We start from the raw sequence: 19,970 nt of genomic DNA on the forward strand, positions 1-19,970 counted from the left end.
TTTTTTATTGTTGTGCTTCCCGCTGTAGAAGTTGTTCAATCCGCAATCCTACAGCTTCTTTACCAGCAAAGACTGTTCCCAGTTTGGGTTTTTGAAAATGGCTGAGTGCTAAATTGTAAGCTGAGGATGGTAAAGGTATGTATCTTACTTCTTTTGCGTATTTAGCACCGTTTTTGAGGTAAAAATTCACGAAATCCTTGACTTCTTTACGCTGTGCTGACTTTGCGTTGACGTAAATGAAGATAGGGCGGGATAAAGGTTGGTAACTTCCGTTCAACACTGCTTGTTCAGAAGGTGCTACTGTAGCCTTACCGTTATTAATTGCCACCGCCTTCAAACGATTCTTGTTTGGAACATAATAGGCATAGCCAAAGTAGCCAAGGGCATTTTTGTCACGGCTTACCCCTTGAACTAGTACGTTGTCGTCCTCGCTGGGAGTGTAGTCGGTACGGCTAGCCTTGGATTTACCAACAATGGCTTCGGTGAAGTAGTCAAATGTACCAGAATCTGGTCCTGGACCATAAAGCTTGAGGGGAGCATTGGGAAATCCTTGGCGGACTTGATTCCAATTTTTAATTTTGCCTTGGGCTGCTGGTTCCCAGATTTTTTTCAATTCAGCCACAGTTAAGCTTTTTGCCCAAGTGTTTGCAGGGTTGACAACTACTGTTAAAGCATCGTAAGCAACTGGCAGTTCAATATACTTAATACCAGCACTATTACAAGCTTGCATTTCTTTAGCAAGGATGGGTCGGGAAGCATTAGAAATGTCAGTTTGACCAGAACAGAACTTTTTAAAACCGCCTCCAGTTCCAGAAACACCAACTGTGACTTTTACTCTACCTCCTGTGTTTTTTTGAAAGTCTTCTGCAACGGCTTCAGTAATTGGATAGACTGTGCTAGAACCATCGATGGTGATTCTGTTTGTACCTTGAGACAGAACTGAAGGCATTGACACAGCAAAAGTTGCTGTGGATAGTGCTAATGAAATCATCAAAGTGAAGCGGTTAAGCCCTAATCTTATTCCCTTGACCACCATAAAGTTTACTCCGTGACGCTAAACTAATGATTTTTAAAAGTTGAGTTTTTGTAACTAACCGACACTCAAAAGTAGTGGGAATTTTGATTTGCTTGGTTTTATCTACTGCTCTTGAGTTACGGCTTGGGCGATCGCTGCAACAAAATAGTCCAAATACAACAGCATCTGTCATTACTGAAGAAGTAGTTACACTGCTTAAATCAGTGACATAAAATTTAAACATCCTGGCAATAAAACGACAGATTTGTGTTGAAATCTAGACCTGTAAATAAAACTACATTCTTTGCAGTTAAGAACAGTTTATGAATTAATTAATTAATCGATAAAAAATAGTTAAATTTTTATCTTCAAAATATCTTTATTTAGAAAAAATCAAGTTAATATGTGGCTATAAATAGAATTTATTTTTTGAATTTATAAAAGCAAATATAGTAATCTGATTTGATGAATGAATTTACTTGCGGAGGCAGGCAAGAGGAAATAGAAAATAGGCAAGAGGAAAGAAGGAATTTTTTTCAAAAACCAAATAGGAATCCCATATAGCAATCCTAATTGAGTTGTGAGAAAATACGGAACCCCAGATCCCCAACAACTCTTGCGAAGTCGGGGATCTCACTTCTCACAAATGATTTGGAATTGCTATATTTAGTTAAGAAAATAGTAGTTAGGTTGCATTGAGTGACAACGAAAGCTACGCCCACTACTAACTACTAACCAATCACATCCCATTCCCAATTAAAATAAATCCTGCCCAGTAGTAGGGATGGTCGTAAATGCCATTGAGTAGTGATAATTGGGCTTTTTGTAAAGCTGCAACTTTGCTGAGTTTATCTTGTTGGAGTGCGGCGTAGAAAGCATTCATCAGTGCTTGTGTACCGTCATCAGAAACTTGCCATAAAGAAGCGATCGCAGCTTTTGCACCCGCCTCTTGCATAACATAGCCAAATCCCAAAATCTCTATACCATCACCTAAGTGTCCTCCTAACCCAGTTTCGCAGGCGCTCAATACTACTAAATCAGTGTTAGAAAGATTCCAAAATCGTAAATCCCGAAAACTAGCTACATCACCGTCACCAAACAAAATAAAAGATTCATCCGGCGCACCTGGAACAAAAGCAGCATGGGTGGCAAAATGAAGGATAGGGAAATTACTCATCACCTTTACAGTTTCTTGTTTAGTAAATTCTGAATTAATCAGCTTTGCTGAACCAGGAAACGCTGAGGTGACATTTTCTACTTCCTTCGCCGCAAAAGGTAGTCCACCCAACTTAAAGGTACGCTTACCAACCTTAATATCGTAATTCCCTCGTGTAAAAGCACCTGCCAATATCTTCAAATTCCGTGGACGTTCTTGTAAATCGGTGAGACTAAGAGCAGTAATATTATTTACCCGATAATTTTGTACCAACCACTCTTGGCCATTATAAAGGGCTGCCAGGGGTATGTAGCGTAACTGTCCATCTGGTGCATATATAATGGTTTTCGTATTTGCTTCCTTCAGAGCAGGTTCCATTGGTTGAATTAACCAACTATAAAGTTTCTGTCCTGGTTTTTTCGCATCGTTTGGTGGATTCTCTAAAGCTTTGCGGAATTCCTCAATTGCCCGGTATAATTCTTGACGTTTCACAACCACAGAACGACGGATTGGGGGTGTATAAGGGGTAACTAACACTAGCTCCAAGCGGTCTTCTAGAATTAGGGGATAGAGCAAAACCGCATTTATATCCAGTTGCTTAATAAAGTCTTGCAGGCGTCTGAGTATTTTAGGATTGAGATTTTCACCACCAGTAGCCCGGTTGAGTTCTTGGACATGAGCCATGACTTCTGGACTGTCACTAAATGCTAAGAATTCTTTTAAGGTTTCTCTTTGAGCAGCTTCCAATTCTTGTCTGCGTGTCTCTTGTTGAGGTGTGCGGTCTTTTTCGGGAATCTTTTGCAATTCACTGAGTTCTTTACCCTGTTTGACTACTAGAGAAATTTCATTGTTAAATTTATCTACAACTTGCTTTTCTGGTTGCAGATATTCTACGCCCTGGGGTGTTTTGGCTTTGTCTCGGACATTATTCAGATAACCATCTAGTTCTTGGACTTTGAGCGAGTCAATAGCTACTTGTGCTTCCACTATACGGTTTTGCTTGAGTAACAAATCAGCTAGATGGCGATAGGTATTTTTTAACCTGCTTGTATACAACTGCTGAATTTGTTTTGGTGGCGATGGTTGGGAATCTAGTTCCATTCCCTCCAAAGCATTAATTGCTTGCTTGTAAAAAGCGATCGCTAACTCAGGCTTTTGTTGTGCTTCTAAAAGAGAAGCTATTTGGTGCAGAATTTCTGCTTGGGCTTGCATGTTATTGGTTTCTTTACCCATTACCAAAGCTTGTTGATAAAGCTCCTGTGCTTTCCCATAAACTCCAGTTTTGTAATAAATTACACCTATATGACTGAAAATTTCCATTTCCTCAGTCTTGTTATCAGTTTCTTTAGCAATAATCAAGGCTTGCTGATAATGATCTAAGGCTTTGGGGTAATCGCGTAATTTCTCGTAAGTCTCTGCGATATATTTGAGAGTCGTTATTTCGCCTTGACGCTGCTCAGTTGCTTTAAAAATATCTAACGCCTGTGTAAAAGTTGCTAAAGCTTGACTTAACTTACCTTGATTGAACTGTTGCAGTCCCTGTTGTTGTAACTGCAAAGCCTCTTTTGTACGACGTTGTGTTGATGTATCTGTTGTCGGAGACTGAGGAGCCAGGATATCACACGAAACCAGGAAAGTCAGGCAAAGTATGATCAGGACGAGACGTTGGAGAAGGTAAAGCATTAGTAAGCTCTCCAGTTAATAGGAGTGCTGATGATTTATTCAGTTATATATCCTTATTTTTCGGAATCTCAATGGGATTCACACAAAAACATTACCCAGTATTGCACAATGGCACTTTACCATTACAGCCAGCAAGTACGCAATAATAGACCTCTTGCAAAAGTCGCTTTTGCAAGACTCAGGTAAAGAGGAAAGGTTAAAGGGTAATGGTTAATGACCAACACCGAAGCATAATACTGTAAGCAATTAGCCGAACTTGAGCTTACTTGAGCTAAATACTCTGGAAATTTATTTATTGGCGGACGAAAAACTAGGTGCAAGATCTAAGTCTACGCCTTTAATCTTTTCCCCAACTTTTAATTACCATTACACAATTAATTACATATTTTCAAGCTGTTCCCTATTACCTATTGTCTGTCTCTACGAATGAATTTAATTTTGCCTAAGCACTTAATAACCATCCACTGACCAATGGGGAGGGTCATTACTCAGTTTATATACACCGTAAGATTCGCCCACTTTCCATAAAATTTTATTCAAAGCAGCATTACAAGGTTCACCAACGCTAACCATTCTGCCGTTTCTATCCCTAATATTAATTTTGCCATCCCAGGTTACATTCCAGTCAATTGCTAATCTTTGAATATGGCGAGAATTTAAAGATACAGGATTACCACCTACACCATAAGCCACTACCATCTCTTTAGCAGCTTGTATTGAGCCTGCATTGGTATAATGCACCCAATTAATATCAACTCCATTCATTGCTGGTACATATTGGGGGGATATTTCTTGGCGATTGATTCTAGCCGAATAATGCATTAGGTAAGCACGTTCTTTGGGACGATGGGTAGCAGTAACAATCACCTGACAGCCAGCATCAATCAATGCATTGTGAAATGCTTCTACTTTTTCACGAAAAGGAGAAGCTAAATCAGCAATTAACTTACTTGTGGGAAAATAATCAACCCAATGGGAACCACTCAACCGAAATCTTTGTGTTTTTGCATAGGTATTAAATATATCCATTGCTTGGGTAAAGTTTGTCCCCAGTTTTTGTTTAGTGGTATCACTCAAAGCTTGTTCTAATTCACCACGTAGACGTACATCTCTTTTTTTATATGCTTCAGTTAATCCTTTGGTACTTGTATTACCAAAATCACCATCTACTGTTAATGGAGGATTGAGTTGTGCTACCTGATTTAAACACTTTTGTAAATCCTTAACTTCTGTCTCACTAAAACCTAAATAATTCAGCAATGTACTAGCTGAAAGGTTAGGAATTTTAGCGATAAAACCTTGAGTAATGGCTTTACTATATGTGCCGTTACCAACAATTCCATCGGCTTCTAAGCCATTTCTTTGTTGATAAATTCGAGTAGCTTCGTCAGTGATTTTATCAAAGTCACCATCAACAGTTTGAATCGGATATTCAGCTTCTTTTAAAAAACTTTGCCACGCACTCACATAAATTCCATTAGAACCAATTTTGAGAACTGGTAATTTCAGTACAGAGATGTTAAAAGCCATAAATTTCTCCTCAAGTGTTGTTTGTCGGTTGAAATAATCATCAACCAACAAACAACCAACAACAAAAGACATCTATTAACCAATTAATTTCTGCCAAGTAATAGGTCCAACAATTCCATCAGCAGTTAAACCATTTTGTTGCTGAAATCTCTTCATTGCTGCTTCTGTTTGTGGTCCATAAACGCCGTCAATTTCCACACCCAAGCGGAATTGCAGGTATCTGACAACTATACCACCTGCATGATTTACTCTAATAACTCGTTTCGCTAAAATTTGATTAATTGCATTCCAGGTAGTGTCTCCAGCAATTCCCGTTTGTTGAATACCAGTTATACTTTGAAATTTTTCTATTGCCGATTTGGTTGTAGCACCATTAATGCCATCTTCTAACAGAGACCTACCATTTTTATCGGTAATTTTAAGTCGATTTAAAGCTTTTTGCAATCTCTGGATGGTTGTATCTGGATTGTCTTCTTCATCGGCAACGGGAGTTACAGCTGCGGTAGGTAATTTACCAGTTAAACCTTTGACGATCGCATTCGCCATTGCCTCTGGATTATACAGATTCATGTCTTTTTGCGAATCGATAAAGCAACATTCTATTAAAATCGCAACCATGTTTGTATTCTTAAGGACAAATAGATGACTACCATTCTTCACACCGCGATTAAAAAAGCCTAATTTCACAATTTCATCTAATACTGGTTTGGCAAATTTTCTACCTGTATCGCTAATTGCAAATACTTCTGTACCATTTGCTTGGCGGTTAAAGGCATTAAAATGAATGGATACAAAAAGTTCTACTTCACTAGCATTTGCTGTCGCGCATCTTTTCCTCAGCGACTCTCCTACTGTTGAGGCTCTGTCTGGCTTACAATCTACAACTTGATGCCCTAAAGCTCTTAGCTTAGATATAACTCTGTTGCCTACATCTAAGGTCAAATTATCCTCAATCTTAATTCCTCTTGCACCAGTATCAGGTGGGCAATTATGCCCGATATCTATCCCAAATTTCATTTGTTTCTCCTCTCATAAATTGTTTAATAATTCTGCTAGTATTTAATTTTGAATAGGTTCATTACTAATTGCCGATATAGCAAACAAAATTTAAGTATCTTGGCTATTATAATGCGCTAGATAACTATATATAATGATACTGCCTACCAGCAGTTCATTGTAACAAAGAAAATTTTGAAAGATTTTTGCTCAAAAATTCGCAACAAACGTTGTCGTACATCTGGCTTTCAGCCGTGCTGTTATTTATGACTCATGTGAATCAAAGCAGTGACGTTGTCAAAAAGCTTTATTTATCAACCGCCAAGACGCCAAGAATTCGTAGAGTCTGCGTAAGTTCTATAGAGTTGAGTTAAAAGCTTTGAAAATTATTTTTTGACGATTAAAAAATTAGGTGTAAGACATGACTTTTCCCACTCTCAAAAAATAAGATTTTCTCAGCACTATGTTAGGAATTTTTGTGAGAGCATGTTAAATACAGGGTTAAAAAAAGCACATTATGACTAATATTACTACTGCACAACTACAGAGCAACAATCAAATACCTGCGGATGTACAAGTGCGGTCTGAAGCGCGAAAACCAATTACAGATCCAACTTTGGGTATTCCTGTGCATGTCAATAGACAAGGAACGCCTCAGCATCGGCTGGTGACTATTGGTGATTCAATTACACATGGTTTTCAAAGTGGAGCAATTTTTAATACACGGCTATCCTATCCTGCAATTATCGCTAGGGAAATGGGTTGGAAACAGTTGCGTTATCCTAACTATGATTCACCAGGTGATGGATTGCCATTAAACTTAGAATCTCTGGCCCGTAATCTCCAGCAAAAGTTTGGTGACAACGTCAACTTTTTAGAATTTTTGCCAGCTTTACTATTTTTACGTAGATTCTTAGATAAAACTGAAGATTACTGGGAACGTGGCGAAGGTTCACTGCTAGTAAATCAACGCGAGATTAATCACAACTTAGCTGTTTACGGTTGGGATTTGCGGAATACTCTCTCACGCAATGCAGATATTTGCATTGACATCATTAATAATTACAAAACTCAAGATGATTTTTGGCAACAGACTGTTGCTTATCATAATGAACGGGCCACTATCCGGGTTTTGAACTCAGCCAGAGATGCAAATGGTAAAGCACTCACGCCACTGCAAGCAGCCACAGCACTTGGTGCTGAAGGAACAGCACAAACAGAAGGAATTGAAACTTTGATTGTCTTTATTGGTGCAAATAATGCTCTAGGCAGTATTCTCACATTTAATGTTGTATGGACTGATACTGGCTATGATGACATGAAAGTCAACGATCAATACACTGTCTGGCGTCCAATTCACTTCAAAGCAGAACTAGACCAGGTAGTGGCTGAAGTCAAGAAAATTCGCGCTCGGCATGTAATTTTTGGTACAGTACCTCATATTACCATTGTACCCTTCGCTAAGGGAGTAAGCGGTAAAGTTACACAGGGTTCACGTTACTTTCCTTACTATACTTTACCTTGGATTGCAGATGCAGATTTTAATCCCAAGAAACATCCACATCTTACTGAAGCAGAAGTCAGAGCAATCGATAGTGCTATTGACCAGTACAATGAATATATTACTGATGCAGTGCGACAAGCGAGAAGTGAAGGTAGAGATTGGTACTTACTGGAAACTTGTGGGTTACTTGATAGGTTAGCATTCCGCCGTTATTTAGAAGATAACACTGCTAGACCTTCTTGGTGGGAAGAAGTTGGTGGAGCCTACGAACTACCACCAGCATTACAAGCACTCTCACCTGTTCCAGACTCTCGCTTTTTCATCTCTGGCTCCAATGGTCGTACTCAAGGCGGTTTGTTCTCTTTAGATGGAGTTCATCCTACCACAATAGGTTACGGCATTCTTGCTCAGGAAGTGATCAAGATTATGCAATCAGCAGGTGTGAAGTTTTACGAGAGTGATGGTCAAACCGAACGTAGGGGAGAAGTAAAAGTTGATTTTCAGCGATTAGTTAGTGAAGATACACTAATTTCTCAGCCACCACGAAACATTGCAGATATCCTCAAGATAATTGGCGAACTGGATAAGAGATTTAATATTGTCAGTCAGCTGTTAAAGAGGAATTACTAGCAAAATCAGGACTAGAAGTCAATAAAGATTTTTATCTCTCTTCGACTGTGCCCAGTTCTAACCATGTTGATTTCTGCGCTTGTGTGATACCTGTCACACCATAAATATTCATACCCTCATACAAGCGTTCTGCTCTCAAAGTCCTGATGCACTTTTTTGTTTGTACATCCAGTTCCATTGGCTTATAAGGCTAATGCCTGTGTTGGGATTTTACTGGTTTTTAGGGAGCATATAGAATTGCTTCTAATTTTATACAACTTAATACAACTTAACTCTTATCAATTCCGGCTAATCCTGGCATGATCATCAAATTAATTCACTCATCAACATGAACCACAAAGACACAAAGCTTCGTGTTCTTTGTGCCTTTGTGGTGAGCCAATTTATATCAACTTCGGCTAATTACTACGAGATGCTCGGTCTTGATATTATTTATTTATTTTCTACAAAGTCGGCATCGATCACATCTTCACCGCCACCTTTGTCACTGGTGGAAGCACTACCTGCTTGGGAGTAAACAGCACTACCTATTTGCATCAAAGCTTGTTGAATATCGTTGGTGAGAGACTTCATGCGATCATAGTTTTCACGATCAATAGCCCCACGCAGGTCTTTAATCAAGCCTTCCAAACGAATTTTGTCGGCAGGAGGGACTTTGTCGCCCAAGTCCTTGAGTTGTTTTTCAGCTTGGTAGGCAACAGAATCTGCCGTGTTTTTGGTATCCACGCGATCGCGCCGTCTGCGGTCTTCTTCGGCATTACGTTCGGCTTCCTTCACCATCCGTTCGACTTCAGATTTATCTAGTGTGGATGCACCAGTAATCGTGATGGATTGTTGCTTGCCAGTGGCTTTTTCTTTTGCCGACACCGACAAAATACCATTGGCATCAATATCAAATGTCACCTCAATTTGCGGAATCCCACGAGGTGCAGGTGGAATGCCATCAAGCCGGAAGTTGCCTAGACTCTTGTTGTCGGCTGCCATTTCCCGTTCTCCTTGCAGGACGTGGATTTCCACATTGGTTTGCCCATCGGCAGCGGTGGAGAAGATTTCTGATTTTTTGACTGGAATAGTGGTGTTGCGGGGAATGATCTTGGTCATCACACCGCCCAAGGTTTCCACACCCAGTGATAGAGGAGTCACATCCAACAACAAGATGTCTTTCACATCCCCTGCCAATACTCCAGCCTGAATTGCTGCACCGACAGCAACCACTTCATCGGGGTTCACACCTTGACACGGATCTTTACCTGTCATTTGCCGTACCAATTGCTGTACGGCAGGAATGCGCGTCGAACCACCAACCAATACAACTTCATCAATGTCAGCAGCCGTCAGTTTAGCATCACGCAGAGCCTGATTGACGGGAACCCGACAGCGATCGAGCAGGTCAGAACACATTTGCTCAAACTGCGCCCGTGTGAGGGTCATGTCTAGGTGTTTGGGGCCTTGTTGGGTTGCCGTAATAAAGGGCAGGTTAATGTTTGTTTGTGTTGCTCCTGAAAGTTCGATTTTGGCTTTTTCGGCAGCTTCCGTGAGGCGCTGCAAAGCTTGTTTATCTTTGCGTAGATCTACACCTTCGTTGCGTTGAAACTCCGTTGCTAGCCAATCGACAATTTTCTTGTCGAAGTCATCCCCACCTAAATGGGTATCACCACTGGTGGATTTTACCTCAAACACCCCATCACCCACTTCCAGAATCGAGACATCAAATGTACCACCACCCAAGTCAAACACCAAGATGGTTTCGTTTGTTTTCTTGTCTAACCCGTAGGCGAGAGCTGCGGCAGTAGGTTCGTTGATAATCCGCAATACTTCAATCCCTGCGATGCGTCCGGCATCTTTGGTAGCTTGCCGTTGAGAGTCATTGAAGTAAGCCGGAACTGTAATCACCGCCTGTTTGACGGGTTCTCCCAAATAGGTGCTGGCATCATCTACCAGTTTACGTAGTACCTGAGCCGAAATTTCTTCTGGTGCAAATTGTTTGTTTTGGATGGGACAATCTAGCTTGACATTGCCATTACTATCACGCAGAACCTTATAGGAAACTTGTTTAGCCTCGCCGGTAATTTCGTCGTATTTGCGTCCGATGAATCGCTTCACTGAATAAAAAGTATTTTCAGGATTCATCACTGCTTGGCGTTTGGCAATTTGTCCAACCAATTTGTCGCCCGTTTTAGTGTAGGCAACCACTGACGGAGTGGTACGGCTGCCTTCTGCGTTGGCAATAACAACGGGTTGTCCGCCTTCCATCACAGCAACGCAGGAATTTGTAGTTCCTAAATCGATTCCAACAACTTTTGCCATTGAACTCCTCCTTTCATCTGAGTTCAAGATCAAGTCGAATAGGTAAAAACAGTAGTTGGGAGATAAGTTGATGGTACTCCCATTAACCCATCAATCCATTCCATAAGACCTGTCTTGAAAATAGGGAACGGGGATCAGGGATGGGGGATCGGGGATTAACTTAACAGCCAACCCATAATCCATCTGTGTGCATCGCCTTGCACTGTGTTCGTTAAATTTTCATCCCCTAGTTGTGGACAATTGCCCGTGAGGATCTATAAAGTGTAGGGGAAAAAATCTTGATCCCTCATTGTGAACTATTTTGCAAGAGTTGGGGAAAGGTTAAAGGGTAAAGTATTTTTCGATCCCTTTAAACCTTTCGCTTTAGCAAGGGTCAGACAATATTCACTTTCACGACTTTATTTTTCTCTTCTTCTGCTTTTGGAAGTGTGAGTTGCAGAATACCGTTCTTATACTCTGCTTTCACATTGGTATTTTCAACTCGTGCAGGCAGAGGAATCACTCGCTGGAATTTACCGTAACGAAATTCGGTACGAGTCATTCCTTTTTCTTCAGTTTTAGTTTCTTCTTTGCGTTCTCCGCTAATTGAAACTGCTTCAGCAGAAACTTGTACATCAATATCCTTGGCGTCCATTCCTGGAATTTCCAGTTTTAAATGAATCGCATCTGATGTTTCTTGCATTTCTGCTGCGGGAATAAAGTTTGTACCGATTCTTTCACCGTCTCTTGTCATTAAGCGATCAAATAAACGGTTCATATCTTGTTGTAAATTTTCAATTTCTTGGAATGGTTGCCAACGAATTAGAGACATAGGATTTACCTCCGATTTTGCTGTTCAATTATGTAATTTATTTAATTTGGTCTATCTAATTTCACATTAATAAGTGAGCCAAAAATTGTGGGTTCGGTTCTCTCGAAAAACTTGATTCATCCTTCCGAACAAAACCGTTTAAGACGGCTGTGGTCGTGAGGGAGTAAATTCTTGAACAAGACGATCGCCTTTACTTGCAGCTTGGCGTGATGTCGGCAGGAAAGAGGATGCGATCGCTCCACCGTAAAGCACAATGTAAAAATGTAAATTAGCCAAAATTTAACATTCAGCTTGAGACACCACAAAAAGATCCAGATATAAGCGCTGGGAAAAAGCATCCCTACGGCTGTGCCTGATCAAGGCGCGCTCGCAACTCCTCGCCTTCCAAAATCTCTTTGTGCAACAGGGTTTGTGCTGTGAACTCTGAACCCAAAATACTGAAGAATCGCTCGCGACACCTTAATTAATTACAAAATTCCTCGAAGCTATTGGGTGGGAGAACCGCCATATCCTCCGTTCGGGAAACACTACTTCAAGCAAACTCAGAGTTTCAAAATTGTTTGCTATCTATATTGAGTAGAGCAGCTACAACAAGAATCTAGTCTGCATTCCAAGATAGAAGTTAGATGCCTTGTGCTGCTCAATCTATATTGAAATATATAAACTCTACAGACCTTAAAAATTGATTAAAGAGGAGGCTAACCTTATGAGAATAATGCGTTGGCAACCTTTTGATCTGAATTGGCAACCGTTTGAGCGAATGGAATCCCTGCGTCGTCAGCTTGATCAAATTTTTGACGAGGTTACGGGTACATCTACAGAGCGTGAAGTTAGCTGGTATCCTGCCATTGAGTTAATGGATACCTCTGATAACCTGGTGTTGCGTGTCCAACTTCCTGGTATCGATCGCAACCATCTTAATATCCAAGCGACGCGAGATGCCGTACTGATTGAGGGTGAGCATCCTTATCCACAGCAATCTGAAGACAGTCAGTGGCTCCGCTCAGAATTTGCCTATGGTAAATTCCGCCGGCTGATTGCCTTACCTGTTGCGATCGAACCTGATCGCGTACGCGCTGAGTATCACGATGGTATTCTTACCCTAACCCTACTTAAAACTGAACAAGAACGTCGCCGGGTTGTGAAGGTGAACTTAGGCGAGTTGTCAGGTTCAGCCTCTACCGCTACCCTGGAAGCCGCCAGCGAAACGGTCCCGAACGGAAATAATCACAGCAGCTAAGTAAACCCTGAAGGCTCCTCCCTAACCCTGAGGAGCCTTTTCACCCCATATATTTACTTAACTTAGCATCTAACGCCTTGATCTTTACTGGTGTAAAGCGAGTGGAACAGACACACTGAAAACATAAGCAGTTCATAAAACTTATATCCTAGATGGGCAATATCTCAGAAGTCCAGAACGACAGGTGTCATCCCAGGAAATGACTCAAGCAACAGGCTTGACAATACTTGGTGACTTTGTGCCTTGGTGTTAAAAAACTTGGCGTTGCATAATTAAGATTTTCTGTACAATTGCGATCGCAGATGAACACAGATCGTTTCTGGATAAAGTCATGGTCAGAGGTGGGCTAGCTGATCCTTATGATGCTAGAGATTTGACTGAAGTTGTATTTCGTGTTATGCGCGATTTAATGACCACAGAAACCGCCGATCATGTCGAAGCGGAATTACATGAACCAGCGTACACCACAGAAGAAAAAGAACTCCAAAAGCTGGAAATAGCCGAACTCTGGCGAGATACTAATCCGATTGTGGGCTTTTTGAGCCGGGTACGTCCACCTTGGCAAGGCCCTGGTATCTTCAAAATTGATAGCGATCGCTTCCTCTTCCGAGTTGCTAACGAAGGAGGATTACCACCATCCCTTGACCGAGAACGCGTTGTCAAAGCAGTATTTTCTGCTACCAAAGAAGAGCTTTCCGAAAAGTGCATTCAAGAAATTGCTAGCTGGCTTCCTGGTCATGTCCGTGAACTTTGGGAACAGGCGTAGTTAGGGATCGGGGATAAGGGATTAGGGACACGGGGGGACACGGGGGACAAGGGAGAACATCTTCACTCCCCACACTCCCCAATCCCTCGATTTCCCATGAATGAAACAGTACTATTGTTCTATTATGTGCAAGTCAACGCTAGTATTATTAAGGACTGTTTCGTGCTGCCCCATATTCATTAGCCTGTTGATATGTCAGAAACTCAGTTTGCTGCATCCTTAAATGGACACCCTTCCCACCCCAACTCCACCAGCCTGAATCAGATTAGAATTCGGGGTGCTAGGCAGCATAACCTGAAAAATATTGATTTAGAATTACCACGCGATCGCCTAATTGTCTTCACAGGTGTTTCTGGTTCTGGCAAGTCTTCTTTAGCATTCGATACCATCTTTGCTGAAGGACAGCGCCGCTATGTAGAATCTCTCAGCGCCTACGCTAGGCAATTTTTAGGTCAGATGGACAAACCAGACGTGGAGTCAATAGAAGGGTTGAGTCCGGCGATTTCAATTGATCAAAAGTCCACTTCCCATAACCCCCGTTCGACAGTGGGAACGGTGACGGAGATTTACGATTATCTGCGGTTATTATTTGGACGGGCTGGAGAACCCCATTGTCCGATTTGCGATCGCTGTATTGCGCCTCAAACCATTGATGAGATGGTAGATCGAATTATGGAGTTGAGCGATCGCACCCGCTTTCAAATTCTCGCGCCTGTAGTCCGGGGTAAAAAAGGCACTCATAAAAAGCTGTTATCTAGTCTCGCTTCTCAAGGTTTTGTGCGTGTGCGTATTGATGGGGAAGTGCGAGAACTTTCTGATGCCATTGAGTTAGATAAAAATTTTACACACACTATAGAAGTAGTAATCGACCGCTTGGTGAAAAAAGACGGTATTCAAGAGCGTTTGGTCGATTCCCTATCTACGTGTTTAAAACTGTCGGAAGGAATAGCGGTAATCCTTTTTACTCCTTCTTCCGACGCCCAATCAACTACCAACGATCAACAAACAACAAACGACCAAGAATTAGTCTTTTCCGAAAACTTTGCCTGTCCAGAACACGGTGCGGTGATGGAGGAATTATCGCCGCGTTTGTTCTCGTTTAATTCGCCCTATGGTGCTTGTCCTCATTGTCATGGTATCGGCAGTTTAAGAACATTTTCACCGGAGTTGGTTGTTCCTGATCCGGAAGCACCTGTGTATGCTGCGATCGCCCCTTGGTCGGAAAAGGATAATTCTTATTATTTGGAGTTATTGTATGGTTTGGGGCAAGCTTACGGGTTTGAGTTACAGACACAGTGGCAGAAGTTGACGGAGGAACAGCGGCAGATTATTTTACATGGAGAAGAAACCGCCAAGACGCCAAGGACGCCAAGGAAAGACTTTAGAGGGGTGATTCCGATATTGCAGAGGCAATATGAGGGAGGTACGGAGTTAATTAAGCAAAAATTGGAACAGTATTTGATTGATCAAGTCTGTCCGGTGTGTGAGGGAAAGCGTTTGAAGCCGGAAGCTTTGGCGGTACGGTTAGGGCAGTACCGAGTGTTGGATTTGACGGGGGTGTCGATTCGCGAGTGTCGGGAAAGAGTTGATCAATTAAAGTTGAGCGATCGCCAAATGCAGATTGCTGATTTGGTGTTGCGCGAAATTCGTGCCAGGTTACAGTTTTTGTTGGATGTGGGGTTGGATTATTTAACTTTAGATCGTCCGGCGATGACGCTTTCGGGTGGGGAGGCGCAGCGTATTCGTTTGGCGACTCAGATTGGTTCTGGGTTGACTGGGGTGTTATATGTTTTAGATGAACCGAGTATAGGTTTGCATCAACGGGATAATGGAAGGTTATTGCGGACTTTAACTAAGTTGCGCGATTTGGGAAATACGTTAATTGTAGTGGAGCATGACGAGGAAACGATTCGGGCTGCTGACCATATTGTTGATATTGGGCCAGGTGCAGGTATTCACGGCGGTAATATTGTTGCTGAAGGTAATTTACAGGCGTTATTAGAGGCGGAAAATTCCCTGACGGGCGCTTATTTGTCGGGAAGGCGAGTGATTCAAACTCCTGGGAAGAGAAGAGAAGGGAATGGGGTAAGTTTAGTGATCAAAAATGCCCGTCGTAATAACCTGAAAAATATAGATGTGGAGATACCACTGGGTAAACTTGTTGCTGTGACTGGTGTTTCTGGTTCTGGGAAGTCTACTTTAATTAATGAATTACTTTACCCAGCATTGCAACATCACCTTTTGCGTAAAGTTCCTTTCCCGAAAGAAATTGATGGAATTAAGGGATTGAATGCAATTGATAAAGCGATCGTCATTGATCAATCACCTATTGGTAGGACTCCTCGTTCAAACCCAGCGACTTACACAGGTATTTTTGATGTCATTCGAGATACCTTTTCAGCCACTATTGAAGCGAAAGCTAGAGGTTATAAACCGGGACAATTTTCTTTCAATGTCAAAGGCGGACGTTGCGAAGCTTGTAGCGGACAAGGTGTGAATGTTATTGAGATGAATTTTTTGCCGGATGTATATGTGCAGTGTGAAGTCTGCAAAGGTGCAAGATACAACCGCGAAACATTGCAAGTTAAATACAAAGACAAATCGATTGCTGATGTTTTGCATATGACTGTTGAGGAAGCTTTGGAGTTTTTCCAAAATATTCCCAAAGCTGTGAATCGTTTGCAAACTTTAGTAGATGTTGGCTTGGGTTACATTCAATTGGGACAACCTGCAACAACTTTATCTGGTGGGGAAGCACAGCGAGTCAAGTTAGCCACGGAATTATCACGCCGCGCCACAGGTAAAACTCTTTATTTAATTGATGAACCAACCACAGGTTTATCTTTTTATGATGTGCATAAGTTATTGGATGTGTTGCAGAGATTAGTAGATAAAGGTAATTCGATTTTGGTGATTGAGCACAACTTAGATGTGATTCGTTGTGCTGATTGGGTGATTGATTTGGGACCAGAAGGTGGCGATAAAGGCGGAGAAGTCATAGCTAAGGGTACACCAGAAGAAGTTGCAGAAAATCCTAAATCGTATACTGGAAAGTATTTAAAGCAGGTGTTGCAGCAGTATCCACCAATGGTTTTGACAAATTAGATAAGTAGCCGTCATGAACTATGTACACCAATAAAGAATGAAAAACCTCACCCCGTCAAGAGAGGGGCAAGGGTGAGGTGTATTCTAATTAAATGCAAAACGCTATATTTCCACACATTTTAGCTGATTACAACTCTGCCCTCAAAATTAATCCCTACTTAGCCCAAGCCTACTACAACCGAGGGCAGACAAGCAAGGAGCGATCGCTGATTTGCAGAAAGCTGCTGACCTGTTTCTACAACAAGGAAACACACAGTTGTACCAAAATGCGCTGGATTTGATTAGAGAGTATCAGCCGCAATAAATAGGTAGGGACAAGGGGGAAAGAAATATTAGGTAGACATGCAGTGAGTGGCTTGTCGTCAGACATCGCTTATTGGTGATTCTCTACAATTGTGCGATCCGGCTTGGAAGGGAGCATCACAAATGTTCAAAAACCCGCCTGCGATTCAAATCGCAGTCTCATAGCTAAAGTCTGCTTCAGCAGACTGTTTGATTTGTTTTGGTGCGATCGCTTGTTGGTGATTCTCTATGATTGGGCGATGTCTGTTGACAAGCCGTTGCGCGTCTACATTAGTTTTCGCGACTATCCGATTGGAAGTATTTCTGTTAGCGGCCACAAGTTTATCGGTTCTCCGGTCACTTACGGAATTGTTCTCACCCGTCAACCCTATGTCAAAAAAATTGAGACAAGTGTTGAATATATTGGCAGTAAAGATATGACTATTTTAGGTTCACGTAGCGGACTCGCTGCTTTATTTTTGTGGTATGCTATCCAGACGAGAAGTCAGCACTTCCATAAGGAGGTTGCTAACTGCTTGCAAAATGCGCGCTATTTACGCGATCGCCTCCTAGAACTAGATTACCATCCTTTACTTAATGACTTTTCAACCACAGTTGTTTTTGACAAACCTGCTATCGAGTTGTGTCGCAAGTGGCAATTAGCCACACAGGGAAATATTGCTCACATCGTCGTTATGCAGCACATTTCTACCCAAAAAATTGACCAGTTTATAGACAATTTATTAGTTAAGAATAAACTTTCTTGTTTCTCAACCTCTTGCTTGTAAATTCCAACTTGATTTACAAAATTCTTAAATTTTACCTGAGTTCGGGATAACCCCAAACCATGATTCTATCGTTGACTGAAACTCCTAAGACTTACGCAAAATACCTCTCAAACTCTCATTCCTCTGTGATATCTGTGCCTCTGTGGTTCGATTTTTTAGAACTGGTGCTTAAGTTCAACAGCAAAATCTTCTTAACCAGAACTGAGGTTAATTCATATCTTGCACCAACTTTTTGTGCCACCAAGAAATAAATTTCTTGGCTTATAGCAAAAGTCAGATAAATCTGACTAGGAAAGTCTTTGAGTCCGTTTAAACGGAATTGTGCTATCAGCGTTGAGAATTTATTCTCACACCGGGATATAGGGAATGTATTTCTTGAAAGTTAATATCCGATCAAAACAAAAAATAACGCTGCGCCATTGGCAAAACCGTTGCTGGTTCACAAGTCAACAACTCTCCATCAGCCCTAACTTCATAGGTTTCTGCGTCTACTTCCATACGCGGTAATGCATCATTCAGCTTCATATCCTGTTTAGTTAACTGGCGTATCCCGGAAACTGCAACTGCTTGCTTATTTAAGCCTAATTGATTAGGGATTTCCCTTTCTAAGGCTGCTTGGGAAATAAAAGTCAACGATGTTGCATGACGCGCACCTGCAAAACTGCCAAACATTGGACGCATATGCACAGGTTGGGGTGTAGGAATGCTGGCGTTAGCATCTCCCATTTGCGACCATGCAATCATTCCACCTTTAATGACTATCTCTGGTTTCACACCAAAAAATGCCGGACGCCACAAACACAAATCTGCAAGTTTACCCTCTTCCACTGAACCCACATACTGAGCAATACCGTGGGTAATTGCTGGATTAATAGTATATTTTGCAACATAACGTTTTGCTCTGAAGTTATCATTCTGAACCCCCCCTGTTTCCCCCCCTTGGTAAGGGGGGGGCAAAAATCCGCGTTGCACTTTCATTTTATGTGCAGTCTGCCAAGTACGAATTATGACCTCCCCTACTCTGCCCATTGCTTGGGAGTCAGAAGAAATCATGCTAAACGCACCCAAATCATGCAAAATGTCTTCCGCAGCAATCGTTTCCCGACGGATACGGGACTCAGCAAATGCCACATCCTCGGCAATTCCTGGATCGAGGTGATGGCAAACCATCAACATATCCAAGTGTTCATCAAGGGTGTTAACAGTGTAAGGACGGGTGGGGTTGGTGGAGGATGGTAGGACATTCGCCTCACCGCAGACTTTGATAATGTCCGGTGCATGTCCACCGCCTGCGCCTTCGGTGTGGTAGGTATGGATGACACGATTTTTAAAAGCAGCGATCGTATCTTCTACAAATCCTGCTTCGTTGAGGGTGTCGGTGTGAATTGCTACCTGTACGTCATAATCATCGGCAACACTGAGGCAAGTATCAATTGTTGCTGGGGTTGTTCCCCAATCTTCATGGAGTTTTAGCCCCATTGCACCAGCTAAAATTTGTTCTACAAGTCCTTGTGGTTGACTAGTGTTACCTTTGCCTAAAAATCCCAAGTTCACGGGGAAGGCATCGGCAGCTTGTAGCATTCGGTAAATATTCCAAGGACCTGGTGTGCAGGTAGTAGCATTTGTGCCAGTAGCTGGCCCAGTACCGCCACCAATCATTGTAGTAATACCGGAAGCGATCGCCACTTCGATTTGTTGGGGACAAATAAAATGAATATGGGCGTCAATTCCTCCAGCAGTCAGAATCATGCCTTCACCAGCGACGGCTTCTGTCCCAGGGCCGATAATAATATCTATATTGTCTTGAATGTAGGGATTGCCAGCTTTACCAATTTTGAATATTTTGCCATCTTTAATGCCAATGTCTGCTTTGACAATACCCCACCAATCGAGAATCAAAGCGTTGGTAATCACCATGTCTACAGCACCATCAGCGTTGGAGATGGGTGATTGTCCCATTCCATCACGAATGACTTTACCACCACCGAATTTAACTTCATCACCGTAGGTGGTGAAGTCTTGCTCGACTTCGATAAACAATTCTGTATCAGCTAGGCGGATGCGATCGCCTACTGTGGGGCCATAGGTTTCCGCATAAGCGCGGCGATCCATTCTGTAACTCATGTTTACTCCTGGAAAATTTGGAAACGCACAGGA

At 42.0% G+C, this 19,970-nt stretch carries 15 protein-coding genes; 7 read left to right on the plus strand and 8 right to left on the minus strand.

Annotated features, from left to right (window positions below; translation table 11 throughout):
• Nucleotides 1-4 precede the first annotated feature (4 nt).
• Nucleotides 5-1,036: a PstS family phosphate ABC transporter substrate-binding protein gene (locus tag UYK_RS0100910; RefSeq protein ID WP_040468958.1), complete on the minus strand. Its 1,032-nt coding sequence runs from the start codon at nt 1,034-1,036 to the stop codon at nt 5-7.
• A gap of 74 nt (nt 1,037-1,110) precedes the next feature.
• Here UYK_RS0100910 and UYK_RS27045 point away from each other — a divergent pair, with 74 nt between their 5' ends.
• Entirely contained in the window at nt 1,111-1,248 is a 138-nt protein-coding gene (locus UYK_RS27045; RefSeq protein WP_157221799.1) for a hypothetical protein, read from the plus strand.
• 506 nt (nt 1,249-1,754) lie between these two features.
• Here the strand turns inward: UYK_RS27045 and UYK_RS0100920 are convergent.
• The 3 genes from UYK_RS0100920 to UYK_RS0100930 form a co-directional block, all read right to left on the minus strand.
• Nucleotides 1,755-3,854: a CHAT domain-containing protein gene (locus UYK_RS0100920; protein ID WP_009455214.1), complete on the minus strand. Its 2,100-nt coding sequence runs from the start codon at nt 3,852-3,854 to the stop codon at nt 1,755-1,757.
• A gap of 450 nt (nt 3,855-4,304) precedes the next feature.
• On the minus strand, nt 4,305-5,384 hold the full coding sequence (locus UYK_RS0100925) for a peptidoglycan-binding domain-containing protein (protein ID WP_009455216.1): 1,080 nt from the start codon (nt 5,382-5,384) through the stop codon (nt 4,305-4,307).
• Nucleotides 5,385-5,459: 75 nt separating this feature from the next.
• Complete coding sequence (locus UYK_RS0100930; RefSeq protein ID WP_009455217.1) at nt 5,460-6,401, minus strand: N-acetylmuramoyl-L-alanine amidase; 942 nt, start codon at nt 6,399-6,401, stop codon at nt 5,460-5,462.
• 496 nt (nt 6,402-6,897) lie between these two features.
• Here UYK_RS0100930 and UYK_RS0100935 point away from each other — a divergent pair, with 496 nt between their 5' ends.
• A complete protein-coding gene (locus tag UYK_RS0100935; RefSeq protein WP_009455218.1) occupies nt 6,898-8,514 on the plus strand; it encodes a hypothetical protein in 1,617 nt (538 codons plus the stop codon).
• Between the two features lie 432 nt (nt 8,515-8,946).
• Here the strand turns inward: UYK_RS0100935 and dnaK are convergent, their stop codons facing one another.
• The 3 genes from dnaK to UYK_RS25855 form a co-directional block, all read right to left on the minus strand.
• Nucleotides 8,947-10,821: a molecular chaperone DnaK gene (gene dnaK / locus UYK_RS0100945; protein WP_009455220.1), complete on the minus strand. Its 1,875-nt coding sequence runs from the start codon at nt 10,819-10,821 to the stop codon at nt 8,947-8,949.
• Between the two features lie 373 nt (nt 10,822-11,194).
• A complete protein-coding gene (locus tag UYK_RS0100950) occupies nt 11,195-11,632 on the minus strand; it encodes an Hsp20/alpha crystallin family protein (RefSeq protein WP_009455221.1) in 438 nt (145 codons plus the stop codon).
• Between the two features lie 138 nt (nt 11,633-11,770).
• Complete coding sequence (locus UYK_RS25855; RefSeq protein WP_157221800.1) at nt 11,771-11,908, minus strand: hypothetical protein; 138 nt, start codon at nt 11,906-11,908, stop codon at nt 11,771-11,773.
• A 439-nt stretch (nt 11,909-12,347) separates the two neighbouring features.
• On the opposite strand from UYK_RS25855, the gene UYK_RS0100955 reads away from it, so the two are divergent.
• The 5 genes from UYK_RS0100955 to UYK_RS23915 all read left to right on the plus strand — a co-directional run bounded on the left by UYK_RS0100955 (nt 12,348) and on the right by UYK_RS23915 (nt 17,813).
• Nucleotides 12,348-12,872 carry an Hsp20/alpha crystallin family protein gene (locus UYK_RS0100955; RefSeq protein ID WP_016870732.1) on the plus strand — a complete coding sequence of 175 codons (525 nt, stop codon included), beginning with the start codon at nt 12,348-12,350 and terminating at the stop codon, nt 12,870-12,872.
• 268 nt (nt 12,873-13,140) lie between these two features.
• The gene (locus tag UYK_RS0100960) at nt 13,141-13,638 is read left to right on the plus strand and encodes a DUF2267 domain-containing protein (protein WP_071588095.1); all 498 of its coding nucleotides are present in this window, start codon (nt 13,141-13,143) and stop codon (nt 13,636-13,638) included.
• Nucleotides 13,639-13,830: 192 nt separating this feature from the next.
• Nucleotides 13,831-16,743 carry an excinuclease ABC subunit UvrA gene (uvrA, locus tag UYK_RS0100965; protein WP_016870738.1) on the plus strand — a complete coding sequence of 971 codons (2,913 nt, stop codon included), beginning with the start codon at nt 13,831-13,833 and terminating at the stop codon, nt 16,741-16,743.
• Between the two features lie 92 nt (nt 16,744-16,835).
• Nucleotides 16,836-17,024, plus strand: a complete 189-nt coding sequence (locus UYK_RS0100970; RefSeq protein WP_016870739.1) for a hypothetical protein — start codon at nt 16,836-16,838, stop codon at nt 17,022-17,024.
• Between the two features lie 114 nt (nt 17,025-17,138).
• Nucleotides 17,139-17,813 carry a PLP-dependent aminotransferase family protein gene (locus tag UYK_RS23915; RefSeq protein WP_016870740.1) on the plus strand — a complete coding sequence of 225 codons (675 nt, stop codon included), beginning with the start codon at nt 17,139-17,141 and terminating at the stop codon, nt 17,811-17,813.
• A 393-nt stretch (nt 17,814-18,206) separates the two neighbouring features.
• Here UYK_RS23915 and ureC read toward each other — a convergent pair whose 3' ends face one another.
• The gene (gene ureC, locus UYK_RS0100980) at nt 18,207-19,937 is read right to left on the minus strand and encodes an urease subunit alpha (protein ID WP_026086316.1); all 1,731 of its coding nucleotides are present in this window, start codon (nt 19,935-19,937) and stop codon (nt 18,207-18,209) included.
• Nucleotides 19,938-19,970: the final 33 nt, after the last annotated feature.

It is taken from the genome of Fischerella thermalis PCC 7521 (assembly GCF_000317225.1).
In the GTDB taxonomy this organism is placed as follows: domain Bacteria; phylum Cyanobacteriota; class Cyanobacteriia; order Cyanobacteriales; family Nostocaceae; genus Fischerella; species Fischerella thermalis.